13 protein-coding genes are annotated in these 13,866 nt (G+C 70.1%); 9 read left to right on the top strand and 4 right to left on the bottom strand.

Going from position 1 to position 13,866, the window contains the following annotated elements; genetic code table 11:
* Positions 1-19: 19 nt before the first annotated feature.
* The 3 genes from IEZ15_RS14835 to IEZ15_RS14825 all read left to right on the top strand — a co-directional run bounded on the left by IEZ15_RS14835 (position 20) and on the right by IEZ15_RS14825 (position 2,800).
* Positions 20-946 carry an ABC transporter ATP-binding protein gene (locus IEZ15_RS14835; RefSeq protein ID WP_114243917.1) on the top strand — a complete coding sequence of 309 codons (927 nt, stop codon included), beginning with the start codon at positions 20-22 and terminating at the stop codon, positions 944-946.
* Positions 943-1,710, top strand: coding sequence for an ABC transporter permease (locus IEZ15_RS14830; protein ID WP_189277160.1), 768 nt, complete (start codon positions 943-945; stop codon positions 1,708-1,710). Before IEZ15_RS14835 ends, IEZ15_RS14830 begins: the two co-directional genes overlap by 4 nt.
* Before the next feature lie 76 nt (positions 1,711-1,786).
* Positions 1,787-2,800 (top strand): COX15/CtaA family protein, encoded by a 1,014-nt coding sequence (locus IEZ15_RS14825; protein ID WP_189277158.1) that lies wholly within the window; start codon positions 1,787-1,789, stop codon positions 2,798-2,800.
* A 106-nt stretch (positions 2,801-2,906) separates the two neighbouring features.
* On the opposite strand, the gene IEZ15_RS14820 is transcribed toward IEZ15_RS14825, so the two are convergent.
* Together IEZ15_RS14820 and IEZ15_RS14815 are read right to left on the bottom strand one after the other, a co-directional pair.
* Positions 2,907-3,263 (bottom strand): hypothetical protein, encoded by a 357-nt coding sequence (locus IEZ15_RS14820; RefSeq protein WP_189277156.1) that lies wholly within the window; start codon positions 3,261-3,263, stop codon positions 2,907-2,909.
* Between the two features lie 99 nt (positions 3,264-3,362).
* Positions 3,363-4,316 (bottom strand): heme o synthase, encoded by a 954-nt coding sequence (locus IEZ15_RS14815; RefSeq protein WP_189277154.1) that lies wholly within the window; start codon positions 4,314-4,316, stop codon positions 3,363-3,365.
* 444 nt (positions 4,317-4,760) lie between these two features.
* On the opposite strand from IEZ15_RS14815, the gene tkt reads away from it, so the two are divergent.
* The 6 genes from tkt (at position 4,761) to IEZ15_RS14785 (ending at position 11,781) form a co-directional block, all read left to right on the top strand.
* Positions 4,761-6,863, top strand: coding sequence for a transketolase (tkt, locus tag IEZ15_RS14810; RefSeq protein ID WP_189277152.1), 2,103 nt, complete (start codon positions 4,761-4,763; stop codon positions 6,861-6,863).
* 34 nt (positions 6,864-6,897) lie between these two features.
* Positions 6,898-8,016, top strand: a complete 1,119-nt coding sequence (gene tal / locus IEZ15_RS14805; protein WP_189277150.1) for a transaldolase — start codon at positions 6,898-6,900, stop codon at positions 8,014-8,016.
* Between the two features lie 5 nt (positions 8,017-8,021).
* On the top strand, positions 8,022-9,554 hold the full coding sequence (zwf, locus tag IEZ15_RS14800; RefSeq protein ID WP_114243923.1) for a glucose-6-phosphate dehydrogenase: 1,533 nt from the start codon (positions 8,022-8,024) through the stop codon (positions 9,552-9,554).
* Complete coding sequence (gene opcA, locus IEZ15_RS14795; protein WP_189277147.1) at positions 9,551-10,564, top strand: glucose-6-phosphate dehydrogenase assembly protein OpcA; 1,014 nt, start codon at positions 9,551-9,553, stop codon at positions 10,562-10,564. Before zwf ends, opcA begins: the two co-directional genes overlap by 4 nt.
* The gene (pgl, locus tag IEZ15_RS14790; protein ID WP_114243925.1) at positions 10,561-11,343 is read left to right on the top strand and encodes a 6-phosphogluconolactonase; all 783 of its coding nucleotides are present in this window, start codon (positions 10,561-10,563) and stop codon (positions 11,341-11,343) included. The genes opcA and pgl overlap by 4 nt, the downstream gene beginning before the upstream one ends.
* 81 nt (positions 11,344-11,424) lie before the next feature.
* Positions 11,425-11,781: a VOC family protein gene (locus IEZ15_RS14785; RefSeq protein WP_189277145.1), complete on the top strand. Its 357-nt coding sequence runs from the start codon at positions 11,425-11,427 to the stop codon at positions 11,779-11,781.
* Positions 11,782-11,790: 9 nt separating this feature from the next.
* On the opposite strand, the gene IEZ15_RS14780 is transcribed toward IEZ15_RS14785, so the two are convergent.
* Together IEZ15_RS14780 and IEZ15_RS14775 are read right to left on the bottom strand one after the other, a co-directional pair.
* The gene (locus IEZ15_RS14780) at positions 11,791-13,362 is read right to left on the bottom strand and encodes a PH domain-containing protein (protein WP_189277143.1); all 1,572 of its coding nucleotides are present in this window, start codon (positions 13,360-13,362) and stop codon (positions 11,791-11,793) included.
* A complete protein-coding gene (locus tag IEZ15_RS14775; RefSeq protein WP_114243927.1) occupies positions 13,359-13,862 on the bottom strand; it encodes a PH domain-containing protein in 504 nt (167 codons plus the stop codon). Before IEZ15_RS14775 ends, IEZ15_RS14780 begins: the two co-directional genes overlap by 4 nt.
* Positions 13,863-13,866: the final 4 nt, after the last annotated feature.

Below are 13,866 nucleotides of genomic sequence, written 5' to 3'. Positions count from 1 at the left end.
CTGCCTAGACTTACCGGCCATGAAGAGCGAGTCCGTCGTACAGGTCAGGAACCTGGTGAAGCGGTACGGCCCCAAGACCGCTGTGGACGGCCTCGACCTGTGTGTACGCACCGGCACGGTCACCGCCGTCCTCGGTCCCAACGGCGCCGGCAAGACCACCACCATAGAAACCTGCGAGGGCTACCGCCGTCCGGATGACGGGACGGTACGGGTCCTCGGCCTCGACCCGGTCACCGAGGCCGCGAAGCTCCGCCCCCGGGTCGGTGTGATGCTCCAGTCGGGCGGCGTCTACTCCGGCGCACGTGCCGACGAGATGCTCCGCCACATGGCGAAACTCCACGCCGATCCGCTGAATGTCGACGCTCTGATGGAACGCCTCGGCCTCGGCAGCTGCGGCCGTACGACCTACCGCCGGCTCTCCGGCGGCCAGCAGCAGCGGCTCGCCCTGGCGATGGCCGTCGTCGGCCGCCCCGAACTGGTCTTCCTGGACGAGCCGACCGCCGGCCTGGACCCGCAGGCCCGCCGCTCCACCTGGGATCTCGTACGGGAGCTGCGGGCCGACGGCGTGTCGGTCGTCCTCACCACGCACTTCATGGACGAGGCCGAGGAGCTCGCCGACGACGTCGCCGTCATCGACGCGGGCAAGGTCATCGCCCAGGGCAGCCCCGAGGCGCTCTGCCGCGGCGGCGCCGAGAACACCCTGCGCTTCACCGGCCGCCCCGGTCTCGACCTCGGCTCCCTCCTGAAGGCACTGCCCGACGGCACGGAAGCGGCCGAGCTCACTTCCGGCACGTACCGCATCAGCGGCGACGTCGACCCGCAGCTGCTGGCCACCGTCACCTCCTGGTGCGCGCAGCACGGAGTGATGCCGTCCGGCATCTCCGTGGAGCGTCACACCCTGGAGGACGTCTTCCTGGAACTGACCGGCAAGGAGCTGCGCGCATGAGCGCCGGTACGTACACCCCGCAGGCGGGCGCCGCCCCGCTGTCCCGCATGATCACCGCGCAGACCGCGCTGGAGACGCGGATGCTGCTGCGCAACGGCGAGCAGCTGCTGCTGACCGTGATCATCCCGACGCTGCTGCTGGTGCTGTTCAGCGCAGTCGACATCGTGGACACGGGGGCGGGCAGGTCCGTCGACTTCCTGACGCCGGGCATTCTCGCGCTCGCCGTGATGTCCACGGCCTTCACGGGCCAGGCCATCGCCACCGGTTTCGAGCGGCGGTACGGGGTGCTCAAGCGGCTCGGTGCCTCGCCGCTGCCCCGCTGGGCGCTGATGACCGCCAAGACGCTTGCGGTACTGGTCACCGAGGTGCTGCAGGTGGTCCTGCTCACGGTGATCGCGTTCGCGTTCGGCTGGTCGCCGCACGGCAACCCCTTCGCCGTCCTGATGCTGCTCGTGCTCGGCACCGCGGCCTTCTCCGGGCTCGGGCTGCTGATGGCCGGGACGCTGAAGGCGGAGGCGACCCTCGCAGCGGCCAATCTGGTCTTTCTGCTGCTGCTGGTCGGCGGCGGAGTGATCGTGCCGCTGGACAAGTTCCCGGACGCGGTGCAGTCGGTGCTGGGGCTGCTGCCGATCGCGGCGCTGTCGGACGGACTGCGGGATGTGCTCCAGCACGGCGCGTCGATGCCGTGGAGCGACCTCGGCATCCTCGCGGTGTGGGCGGTGCTCGGGCTGGGCGCGGCGGCGAAGTTCTTCCGCTGGGAGTGAGCCGGCGGACGCGCTCCGTCGACGTTTCGGGGTAACTCGTCCCCCTCGTGAAAGCTTGCACAAGCCGCCGCCTACGATGGTGCGCGTGCCCAAGCTGACCCGAGCCGAAGTCGCTCAAGCCGCGCGGAACCCGCTCCTCTACATCGCCGAGCGATGGACTCCGTCCCCCCGCACGGTCCGCCGTGCGGCCATGTCGGCCGTCGTCATGGCCGTGCTCATCGTCGTGACCGGCGGCGCGGTACGGCTGACCGGCTCCGGCCTCGGCTGCCCGACCTGGCCCAAGTGCACCGACGAGAGCCTGACGACGACGAGCGCGATGGGCTTCCACGGCGCCATCGAGTTCGGCAACCGGATGCTGACGTACGTCCTTTGCGCGGCGGTCGGGTGGGCGATCATCGCCGCCCGGTCCGCGAAGCCCTGGCGGCGCAGCCTCACCCGGCTCGGCTGGGCGCAGTTCTGGGTGGTCATGGGCAACGCGGTGCTCGGCGGCATCGTGGTGCTGGTCGGCCTCAACCCGTACACCGTAGCCGCACACTTCCTGCTCTCCACGGCGCTGCTCACCGTCGCGATGGTGACCTGGCAGCGGGTCCGTGAGGGCGACGCGGCGCCCCGTCCACTGGTGGGCAAGGCGGTGTCCCAGCTGACCTGGCTCCTCGTGGTCGTGGCGGGGCTGCTGATCGCGGTCGGCACGGTCGTCACGGGCGCCGGACGGCACGCGGGTGACTCCAGCGACGTCCACCGCATTCCGATCGACTGGAAGATGATCACGCAGCTGCACGCCGATCTGGCCTGGGCCGTGGTGGCGCTGACCGTCGCTCTCTGGTTCGTGCTGAAGGCCGTGGACGCGCCGGTCGGTCCGCTCCACCGCGCCCGTGATCTCTTCCTGGTGCTGCTGGGGCAGGGCGTGATCGGTTACGTCCAGTACTTCACGGACACCCCGGAGATCCTCGTCGGCCTGCACATGCTCGGCTCGTGCCTGGTGTGGATCGCGGTCGTGCGGGTGCTGCTGTCGCTGCGTGAGCGCCCGGTGGCCGTCGCCGCAGTACCCGGCCCTGCCGCCGAGCAGCCGGAGCCCGCTGCGGCGGGCTGAGCGCGGGACAGCCCCGGGCGCCCGATGGCCGCCCTCATACGTCGATCGCCGGACGGGCCTGCATTCACAGGCCCGTCCGGCGATCGACGTATGAGGGTCCGTTCGGTCAGGCCTTGTTGGAGGGGCCGCCCAGCTGAATGCCGGCCATCCGCGTCCACTCGTACGGGCCGGTGTGGACCTTCGCGGCGAACTCCCCGTCGAAGGACTCGTGCATCGTGATCCCGGCCTTCCGAGTGGCGCTCTCGGCGATCGCGTACGACGGTGCGACCAGATCGCCCCAGCCGCCGTCCTCGCCCACGAGAACGATGCGAGTGCCCATCTGCCCGATGTAGGCGAGCTGCCCCTCAGCACCGCCGTGCGCCTTGGAGAAGGCGCCGATCTGCTTGGCGAGCTTCGCCGCCCTGCGCTCCGCGCGGGCCGCCTGCTTGCCGCTCTCCACCTGGGTCTCTGCCGTCTCTGCCATGCTCAGGATGCTACCGATGGGTAGATCGACTGGCGACGGGCGGGGCACGTGGCATGGACCACGTACCCCGCCCGTCGGCAGGAATCGATGAAGCCGGAACTACCTCAGGAAGGGGTCGATCGCGACGGCGACGAACAGCAGCGACACATAGGTGATCGACCAGTGGAACAGTCGCATTTCCTTGAGCTTGGCGCCGGACACCCCGGCCTTCGCCCGGTTCTGCAGGCCGTGCGCCTCCCAGAGCCAGAACCCGCCGGTCAGCAGCGCCACGGCCGTGTAGAACCAGCCGGTGTAGCCGAGCGGGGTCAGCAGCAGCGACACCGCCACCATCACCCAGCTGTAGATGACGATCTGGCGGGCCACCACGCGATTGGACGCGATGACCGGGAGCATCGGTACGCCGACACGGGCGTAGTCGTCCTTGACCTTCATCGACAGCGGCCAGTAGTGCGGCGGCGTCCAGAAGAAGATGACGGCGAAGAGGATGACCGCAGCCCAGGACATCGAGTTGGTCACGGCGGACCAGCCGATGAGGACCGGCATGCAGCCCGCGATGCCGCCCCAGACGATGTTCTGCGAGGTGCGCCGCTTCAGCAGCATCGTGTAGACGACGACGTAGAACAGCAGCGCACCGAGTGCGAGCGCGGCCGACAGCCAGTTGACGAGCAGTCCGAACCAGAGCGTGGAGATCACCGCGAGGGCGAGCCCGAAGGCCAGGCACTCGCGCGGGCTCACCATGCCGGTGACCAGCGGACGCTGCGACGTACGGTCCATCAACGCGTCGATGTCGCGGTCGATGTACATGTTCAGTGCATTGGCACCGCCCGCGGAGAGATATCCCCCGATGGTGGTGGTGAGGACGAGCCACAGATCGGGTACACCCTGAGCGGCCAGGAACATCACCGGAACAGTGGTGATCAGCAACAACTCGATGATCCGAGGCTTGGTCAACGCCACGAATGCCTTGACACGGGCCCCGAACGGGCGATGGCCCCCTGGGCTGGGAGTCAAGGCGACCCCTGCGGGTCGGGACTCGACGGCCGTCACGCACACCCCTGACAGAGAAATCCCAGCAAGCTCCGGGCGTGAAGGCCCAGTAAAGACTTGCGCGAACCAGACCACTGTAGACGTTGGGGACAGGCCGCCCTTCGCTGGGGTGGGTCGTGTTGAAGTGGCGCAGAAGTAAGGGGACACGCTCATCGGAGTGGCATATGAGGGGCCTCGCCCACCGGGGCGCCGCGTAGGTAGGGGGACACGCTCGTCGGAGGGCCCGGACGCAGCCGGACGCGCTCATCGGAGGGCCCAGAAGTGGGGGCGCGCGCTCATCGGAGTAGCGCATAAGTGAGCCGTGGCGCTCATACGGGAGGCGAACTCCGCGGGCCGCCTGCACCCTGGAAAGCAGCCGGAAAATGCTCGTTCCGACGGGGGTAGGCTCGACAACGCCCGGTGCGGTCACAGTCACCGGTTTACAACAGTGGAGAGGAGCCCTGACTCAGGGTGAGCACCAAGCCGACCACCACAGACCTCCAGTGGACCGAATTGGACCAGCGGGCCGTGGACACTGTCCGCGTCCTTGCCGCCGACGCCGTACAGAAGGTCGGAAACGGCCACCCGGGCACGGCGATGAGCCTGGCTCCCGCCGCGTACACCCTCTTCCAGAAGGTGATGCGGCACGACCCCGCCGACGCGGAGTGGACCGGTCGCGACCGGTTCGTGCTCTCCGCGGGTCACAGCAGCCTGACCCTCTACATCCAGCTCTACCTGGCCGGCTACGGCCTGGAGCTCGATGACCTCAAGGCTTTCCGTACCTGGGGCTCGAAGACCCCCGGTCACCCGGAGTACGGCCACACCACCGGCGTCGAGACGACCACGGGCCCGCTGGGCCAGGGCGTCGCCAACGCGGTGGGCATGGCCATGGCCGCCCGCTACGAGCGCGGCCTGTTCGACCCGGAGGCGGCCCCCGGTACCTCTCCGTTCGACCACATGGTCTGGGTCATCGCCGGCGACGGCTGCCTCCAGGAGGGCATCTCCGCGGAGGCGTCCTCGCTGGCCGGGCACCAGAAGCTCGGCAACCTGGTCCTGCTGTGGGACGACAACCACATCTCCATCGAGGGCGACACGGAGACCGCGGTCTCCGAGGACACCCTGAAGCGGTACGAGGCGTACGGCTGGCACGTCCAGCGCGTCGACCAGCTGCCCAGCGGTGACCTGGACCCGGCGGGTCTGTACAAGGCGCTGCAGGCCGCCAAGGCCGAGACCGGGCGCCCGTCGTTCATCGCGGCCCGCTCGATCATCGCCTGGCCCGCCCCGAACGCCCAGAACACCGAGGCCTCGCACGGATCCGCGCTGGGTGACGAAGAGGTCGCCGCGACGAAGAAGGTCCTCGGCTTCGACCCGGAGAAGTCCTTCGAGGTCTCCGACGAGGTCATCTCCCACACCCGTGAGGCGCTGGACCGCGGCCGCGAGGCCAAGGCCGAGTGGGAGAAGGCGTTCGCCGCCTGGCGCACCGCCAGCCCGGAGCGCGCCGCCGAGTTCGACCGGATCTCCGCGGGCGAGCTGCCCACGGGCTGGGAGGACAAGCTTCCGGTCTTCGAGCCGGGCAAGAGCGTCGCCACCCGTGCCGCCTCCGGCAAGGTGCTCCAGCAGCTCGGCGAGGTCGTCCCCGAGCTCTGGGGCGGCTCCGCCGACCTCGCGGGCTCGAACAACACCACGATCGACAAGACGTCGTCGTTCCTCCCGACGGGCAACCCGCTGCCCGGCGCGGACCCGTACGGCCGCACGATCCACTTCGGTATCCGCGAGCACGCCATGGCCGCGGCCATGAACGGCATCGCACTGCACGGCAACACCCGCATCTACGGCGGCACCTTCCTGGTCTTCTCCGACTACATGCGCAACGCCGTGCGACTGTCCGCACTGATGCACCTGCCGGTGACGTACGTGTGGACGCACGACTCGATCGGTCTCGGCGAGGACGGCCCGACCCACCAGCCGGTGGAGCACCTGGCCTCGCTGCGCGCCATCCCGGGGCTGAACATCGTCCGCCCGGCCGACGCCAACGAGACCGCCATCGCCTGGCGCGAGATCCTGCGCCGCTACACGAAGGTGTTCGGCAAGGGTGCCCCGCACGGTCTGGCGCTGACCCGCCAGGGCGTGCCGACGTACGAGGCGAACGAGGACGCGGCCAAGGGCGGATACGTGCTCTTCGAGGCCGAAGGGCCCGAAGGGCAGAACACGCCGCCCCAGGTCCTCCTGATCGGTACGGGCTCCGAGGTGCACCTCGCCGTCGAGGCGCGCGAGGAGCTGCAGGCCGCCGGTATCCCGACCCGTGTGGTCTCGATGCCGTCGGTCGAGTGGTTCGAGGAGCAGGACCAGGCTTACAAGGACGATGTTCTTCCGCCGTCCGTGAAGGCCCGGGTCGCGGTCGAGGCCGGTATCGGTCTGACCTGGCACCGGTACGTCGGAGACGCCGGCCGGATCGTCTCGCTGGAGCACTTCGGCGCCTCGGCCGACGCCAAGGTCCTCTTCCGCGAGTTCGGCTTCACGGGCGAGCACGTCGCCGCCGCCGCGCGGGAATCTCTCGCCGCCGCCGCACGCTGACGCCCTTATACGACTAGTAGGAGATGCAATTCTCATGACAGACGCACTCAAGCGCCTCTCCGACGAGGGCGTGGCGATCTGGCTCGATGACCTGTCGCGCAAGCGGATCACCTCGGGCAACCTTGCCGAGCTGATCGACCAGCAGCACATCGTGGGCGTCACCACCAACCCGTCGATCTTCCAGAAGGCGATCTCGCACGGCGACGGTTACGAGCAGCAGCTCACCGACCTGGCCACCCGCAAGGTCACCGTCGACGAGGCCATCCGCATGATCACGACGGCCGACGTACGGGACGCCGCGGACATCCTGCGTCCTGTCTTCGACGCCACGGACGGCCAGGACGGCCGGGTCTCCATCGAGGTCGACCCGCGCCTGGCCCACCACACCGATGCCACGGTCGCCGAGGCCAAGCAGTTGGCCTGGCTGGTGGACCGGCCCAACACGCTCATCAAGATCCCGGCGACGAAGGCCGGTCTCCCGGCGATCACCGAGGTCATCGGCAAGGGCATCAGCGTCAATGTCACGCTGATCTTCTCGCTGGAGCGCTACCGCGAGGTCATGGACGCCTACCTGGCGGGCCTGGAGAAGGCGAAGGCCGCGGGCCTGGACCTCTCCAAGATCTACTCGGTGGCCTCGTTCTTCGTGTCCCGGGTGGACTCCGAGATCGACAAGCGGCTCGACGCGGTCGGCACCCCGGAGGCCAAGGCGCTCAAGGGCAAGGCGGCTCTCGCCAACGCCCGGCTCGCCTACCAGGCGTTCGAGGAGGTCTTCTCGTCGGACCGCTGGGCCGCCCTGGACAAGGCGCAGGCCAACAAGCAGCGTCCGCTGTGGGCCTCGACCGGTGTCAAGGACCCCGCGTACAAGGACACCCTTTACGTCGACGACCTGGTCGCCCCCGGCACGGTGAACACCATGCCCGAGGCCACCCTGGACGCCACGGCGGACCACGGGCAGATCACGGGCAACACCATCGCCGGCACCTACGAGCAGGCACGTGCCGAGCTCGACGCCGTCGCGAAGCTCGGGATCTCCTACGACGATGTCGTCCAGCTTCTAGAGGACGAGGGCGTCGAGAAGTTCGAGGCGTCCTGGATCGACCTGCTCAACTCGACCGAGGCGGAGCTCAAGCGCCTCGCCCCTTCGGAGGGCTGACCACCTTGTCTGGTGTTCCCGGAGCCAACCCGCTTCGTGACCCCCAGGACCGACGGCTCCCGCGCATCGCGGGACCGTCGGGCCTGGTGATCTTTGGCGTCACGGGCGATTTGTCCCGTAAAAAGCTGATGCCCGCCGTCTACGACCTGGCCAATCGCGGCCTGCTGCCGCCGGGCTTCTCACTCATCGGCTTCGCGCGCCGCGAGTGGCACGACGAGGACTTCGCACAGGAGGTCCACGACGCCGTCAAGCAACACGCGCGTACGCCGTTCCGCGAAGAGGTCTGGCAGCAGCTCATCCAGGGGATGCGCTTCGTCCAGGGCAACTTCGACGACGACGAGGCCTTCGAGACGCTGAAGGCCACGATCCAGGAACTCGACAAAGCACAGGGCACGGGAGGCAACTTCGCCTTCTACCTGTCCGTGCCGCCGAAGTTCTTCCCCAAGGTCGTCCAGCAGCTCAAGAAGCACGGGCTCGCCGACCAGAAAGAGGGCTCCTGGCGGCGTGCCGTCATCGAGAAGCCCTTCGGCCACGACCTGAAGAGTGCGCAGGAGCTCAACCAGATCGTGCACGACGTCTTCCCGCCCAACGAGGTCTTCCGGATCGACCACTACCTGGGCAAGGAGACGGTCCAGAACATCCTGGCGCTGCGGTTCGCCAACACGATGTTCGAGCCGATCTGGAACCGGAGTTACGTCGACCACGTCCAGATCACGATGGCCGAGGACATCGGCATCGGCGGCCGGGCCGGCTACTACGACGGCATCGGCGCCGCCCGTGACGTCATCCAGAACCACCTGCTCCAGTTGCTGGCGCTGACCGCGATGGAGGAGCCCGGCTCCTTCCACCCGAAGGCCCTGGTCGCCGAGAAGCTCAAGGTGCTCACGGCGGTGGAGCTGCCGGAGGACCTGGGCAAGCACACGGTGCGCGGCCAGTACGTGCACGCATGGCAGGGCGGCGAGGAGGTCCTCGGCTACCTCCAGGAGGACGGTATCGACCCCAAGTCAAAGACCGACACCTACGCCGCGATCAAGCTGACGATCAACAACCGCCGCTGGGCGGACGTGCCGTTCTACCTCCGTACCGGAAAGCGGCTCGGCCGCCGGGTCACGGAGATCGCGGTCGTCTTCAAGCGCGCCCCGTATCTGCCGTTCGAGTCCGGCGCGACGGAGGAGCTGGGCGGCAACGCCCTGGTCATCCGGGTCCAGCCGGACGAAGGCGTCACCGTGCGATTCGGCTCCAAGGTGCCGGGCACCTCGATGGAGGTCCGGGACGTCACGATGGACTTCGCTTACGGCGAGTCGTTCACGGAGTCCAGCCCTGAGGCGTACGAGCGGCTCATCCTCGATGTGCTGCTCGGCGACGCCAACCTCTTCCCGCGGCACCAGGAGGTCGAACTCTCCTGGAACATCCTCGACCCGATCGAGCAGTACTGGGACAAGCACGGCAAGCCCGCGCAGTACCAGGCGGGCACCTGGGGCCCGGCCGAGGCGGACGAGATGCTTGCACGAGACGGACGGAGCTGGCGCCGGCCATGAAGATCGATCTCACGGAAACCACTTCCAGCAAGATCAACCAGGCGCTGGTGTCGGCCCGCCGTGCCATCGGCACCCCGGCCATCGGCATGGTGCTGACCCTGGTCATCGTCACCGACGAGGAGAACGCGTACGACGCGCTCAAGTCGGCCGGCGACGCCTCGCGCGAACACCCCTCGCGGATCATCGCGGTGATCAAGCGGGTCAGCCGCTCGCCGCGCAGCCGCCGGGACGCCCGGCTCGACGCCGAGGTGCGGGTCGGCTCCGACGCGGGCACCGGCGAGACCGTCGTCCTGCGTCTCCACGGCGAGCTGGCCAACCACGCCCAGTCGGTGGTCCTGCCGCTGCTGCTGCCGGACGCCCCGGTCGTGGTCTGGTGGCCCGAGGGCGCTCCCGAGGATCCGGCGAAGGACCCGCTGGGCGCGCTCGCCCAGCGCCGGATCACGGATGCGTACTCGGCGGAGAATCCGGGTGACGAACTCGCGGTGCGCGCCCGGTCGTACTCCCCGGGCGACACCGATCTGTCCTGGACCCGCATCACGCCGTGGCGCTCGATGCTGGCGGCCGCGCTCGACCAGCAGCAGGTCGAGGTCGTCTCGGCGACGGTCGAGGGCGAGTCGGAGAACCCGAGCTGCGAGCTGCTCGCCATGTGGCTGGCGGACCGGCTCAAGGTTCCGGTGGAGCGCACCCAGTCCGGCGGCCCCGGTCTGACGGCCGTGCGGATGCAGACCAGGAACGGCGTCATCGTCCTGGACCGCCCGGACGGTTCGCTGGCCACGCTCTCGATGCAGGGCCAGCCGGACCGTGCGGTGGCGCTCAAGCGGCGGGACACCGCCGAGCTCCTCGCCGAGGAGCTGCGGCGCCTGGACCCGGACAACACCTACGAGGCGACGGTGAAGTTCGGCGTGGAGAAGCTCGGCGGACCTGCGGAGCCGAAGCCGGCCGAGCCCGCCCCCGCTGCCGCCCCTGCCGCTGCGAAGAAGACCGCGGCCAAGAAGGCGGCGGCGAAGTGAGTGCCCCTCAGCTTGTCGTGCACCGCGACAAGGAGCTGATGGCGCAGGCCGCCGCGGCCCGGCTGATCACGAAGATCGTGGACGCCCAGGCCGCGCGCGGTCACGCCTCGGTGGTCCTCACCGGCGGGCGCAACGGCAACGGCCTGCTGGCCGCACTCGCCGACGCGCCCGCCAGGGACGCGATCGACTGGTCGCGGCTCGACCTGTGGTGGGGCGACGAGCGGTTCCTGCCGGAGGGTGATCCGGAGCGCAATGTCACGCAGGCCTTCGAGGCCCTGCTGGCCTCGGTGCCGCTGACCCCGTCCCGGGTGCACGCGATGCCCGCTTCGGACGGCCCCTGCGGCAACGACGCCGACGCGGCAGCGGCCACGTACGCCGGTGAACTGGCCGCGGCGGCCGGTCCGGAGGACCACGGTCCGGTGCCGACGTTCGATGTGTTGATGCTGGGCGTCGGCCCGGACACGCATGTCGCGTCGCTCTTCCCGGAGCTGCCCGCGGTGCGGGAGACCGAGCGCACCGTCGTCGGTGTGCACGGCGCTCCCAAGCCGCCGCCCACCCGCATCTCGCTCACGCTGCCCGCGATCCGGGCGGCGCGTGAGGTGTGGCTGCTCGCCGCGGGCGAGGACAAGGCGGAGGCCGCGGAGATCGCGCTCTCGGGCGCCGGGGAGATCCAGGCCCCGGCAGCCGGTGCGTACGGACGCAGCCGCACTCTGTGGCTGCTGGACGCGGCGGCGGCCTCGCGGCTGCCGCGCGCGCTGTATCCGCCGGCTTCTCCCTGAGCGGTCGTCAGTACCGTTGTACGCAGGCCCGGTTCGCTCTTCGGAGCGGCCGGGCCTGCGGCGTGAACGGCTCGGCCCAGGATGCGTATCGGAACCGTGGCGATGGGTGCGTCGGACGTACGGCGCGCGGCGGCCTGCTGGGAGGCGGCGCTCGGCCATGTGGAGCGCGAGCCCTGGCAGGACGACTGGGTGGTGCTGGTCCCGGCCGATGGACACGGCGTCGGGCTGTCCCTGGGGCGGAGCGATACGCCGGTGCAGGAGGTCCCCCGGGTCCATCTCGACCTGTGCACCGAGGAGCGGGACACCCAGGTGGACCGGCTGGTCGCACTCGGCGCGGCGCGGGTCGACCGGGAGCTGTACCCGGACGACCCGGATTCCGTGGTGCTCGCCGACACCGAGGACAACAGGTTCTGCGTCATCGACACGACACACGGCTGACCGTCGCGGTCACCGGGCCGGCGGGGTGCGCTCCAGGAAGGGCTCCAGCAGGCCGGGGACGGCCTCGGACGCGAAGTCGAGGCCCTCGCTCGCATCCGCGTCGTACGCCGTGTACGCGCCTGCTCCGGCGGCCGTCGTCGCGGTGAGGCTCAGCACCCCGGACCGCCGCTGGAAGTACGTCTGCCTGACCGTCCAGCCGATGACACCGGCCCGTTCCAGCGCGGCGGTCGAGCGCCGGACCGTGCCGGACCGGACCACCAGGTAGTCGCCGCTGATGGCGTGCCCCAGGCCGCGGTACGCGTCCCGGGCGAGGAACACCCCAACGGGCAGCCCCACGACGGCGCAGGCGAACGCGATCCAGAACAGGACGGGTGTCAGCAGCACACCCAGGAGGGCCAGGACGAGTACGGGCGCGGTGACGGCCCAGAACGCCCGGCGCAGCCGGCGACCGCGGGCCGCGAGGGGGTGCCCGGTCAGCGGAGCGCCGGTCGGGGACGTGGTCTCGCGCAGGACGTCGGCGGCGACCTTGTCGGCGACGGGCCGGGGTGCGGCGGGCAGCAGGGTGTTGTGGTCGCCGTGCTGCTCCTCGTCGTCCTTGGCCAGTCCGGTGGTGATCGCGTCGACCCGGGCTGCGCCGCACAGCCGGATGCCGAGCGGTTCGACGAGGTCGACGCCGCGCAGCCGCCGCTCCTCGATGGAGACGGACCGGGAGGTCAGCAGGCCGCGCCGGATGCGCAGCGTGCCGCCGGGTTCGCGCTCCAGCCGGTAGCTCCACCACATCTCGACCCACAGGCCGAGCGCGCCGACGACACCGGCGACCACTGCGGCGGCGGCGAGGATCACGATCATGGCGAGCAGTGAGGTGTCCCGGAACCGGTCGCCGATCCAGTCGATCACCTGCCCCTGGGCCCCGAACCAGTCGCTGACCTGCATCACCGCACCGGCCGCCGCACCGCCGAGCGCGGGGGCGACGAAGGAGACCGGTGCGTAGCGGATCCAGCGCGGGTCGAGGGCGGCGAGCTCGCCCTCGCGATGAGTGCCCGGGGTGTCGCCGGCTGCACGTTCCAACAGCTCGAGGCGGAGCCGTTCGCCCTCGGACCTGGGGACCGGGTCGAGCTCCAGGGTGGATTCGTTGCCGGAGTGCTCGCCGGTGCCGATGCGGACGCTGACCAGGCCGAGGACCCGTTGCAGCAGATGGGCGGTGAGGTCGACGCTGCGGATGCGTGTCCGGGCCAGTGAGCGCTTCTTGACCAGCAGCAGCCCGGTGTGGAGCTCGACCCGCTCGGCGCCGATGCGGTAGCGGGTGCGGCGCCACCGTACGTAGTCGCCGGCCGCGGCGCAGCCGATCAGCACGATCGCACCGGCCAGCACCCAGGCGACCGCGTGCCCGAACCCGAACCGTCCGGAGAGGCCGAGCGTGGTGGGCACGGCCGCACCGGCCGCCACCCCGGCCGTGACGAGTGCGTTGACGAGGACCGTACGCCGGTCCAGCCGCCGCCAGTCGGCAGCGGTGGCCGCCTCGGGGCCGGTGACGCCGCCCTCGCCCTCGGCGTCCGGGGCAACGGCCGCCTCCGAGCTCATGTGGCGTCCCCGGGGGTTTCCTGGGTGATCCGGGTCAGCCGCTCGGCCAGCTCGGCCGCCAGTTCGTGTCCCAGTCCCTCGATCCGCACCGCGCCCTTGGACGATGCCGTGGTCACGGTGACCGTCGCGAGCCGGTAGAGCTGTTCGAGCGGGCCGCGCACGGTGTCCACGGTCTGGATCCGGGACATCGGCGCGATCCGCCACTCCTGCCGGATGACGCCGGTTCTGACGTACACCGCTTCGTCGGTGACCTCCCAGCGATGGGTGCGGAACCACCAGAGGGGGAAGAGGACGGCGCATCCGATGCCGAGGACGGCGAGGATCGCGGCGGGCAGCAGCAGCCAGAACCGGGCGGGTTCGATGAACGCGCCCAGCACGGCCAGCACGACCACCGGCACCGCGGTCAGCAGCAGCCACTGCGCCCGCCACCAGCCGACGGCCCTCGGGTCCAGTGTGTTGTTCGGCGGCCTCAGCCGCACCGTCCGCTCCCCCGTGGTCATCGGC

It is taken from the genome of Streptomyces atratus (assembly GCF_014648655.1).
Taxonomy (GTDB): Bacteria; Actinomycetota; Actinomycetes; order Streptomycetales; family Streptomycetaceae; genus Streptomyces; species Streptomyces atratus.
The sequence above is the reverse complement of the archived record's forward strand: the minus strand, read 5'-3'. Positions and strand labels throughout refer to the sequence as shown.

Excerpts from the sequence above, each read along its gene's own strand:
- IEZ15_RS14835 (WP_114243917.1), top strand. The coding sequence starts at position 20 with ATGAAGAGCGAGTCCGTCGTACAGGTCAGGAACCTGGTGAAGCGGTAC.
- IEZ15_RS14830 (WP_189277160.1), top strand. The coding sequence starts at position 943 with ATGAGCGCCGGTACGTACACCCCGCAGGCGGGCGCCGCCCCGCTGTCC.
- IEZ15_RS14825 (WP_189277158.1), top strand. The coding sequence starts at position 1,787 with ATGGTGCGCGTGCCCAAGCTGACCCGAGCCGAAGTCGCTCAAGCCGCG.
- IEZ15_RS14820 (WP_189277156.1), bottom strand. The coding sequence starts at position 3,263 with ATGGCAGAGACGGCAGAGACCCAGGTGGAGAGCGGCAAGCAGGCGGCC.
- tal (WP_189277150.1), top strand. The coding sequence starts at position 6,898 with ATGACAGACGCACTCAAGCGCCTCTCCGACGAGGGCGTGGCGATCTGG.
- opcA (WP_189277147.1), top strand. The coding sequence starts at position 9,551 with ATGAAGATCGATCTCACGGAAACCACTTCCAGCAAGATCAACCAGGCG.
- IEZ15_RS14785 (WP_189277145.1), top strand. The coding sequence starts at position 11,425 with ATGCGTATCGGAACCGTGGCGATGGGTGCGTCGGACGTACGGCGCGCG.
- IEZ15_RS14780 (WP_189277143.1), bottom strand. The coding sequence starts at position 13,362 with ATGAGCTCGGAGGCGGCCGTTGCCCCGGACGCCGAGGGCGAGGGCGGC.
- IEZ15_RS14775 (WP_114243927.1), bottom strand. The coding sequence starts at position 13,862 with ATGACCACGGGGGAGCGGACGGTGCGGCTGAGGCCGCCGAACAACACA.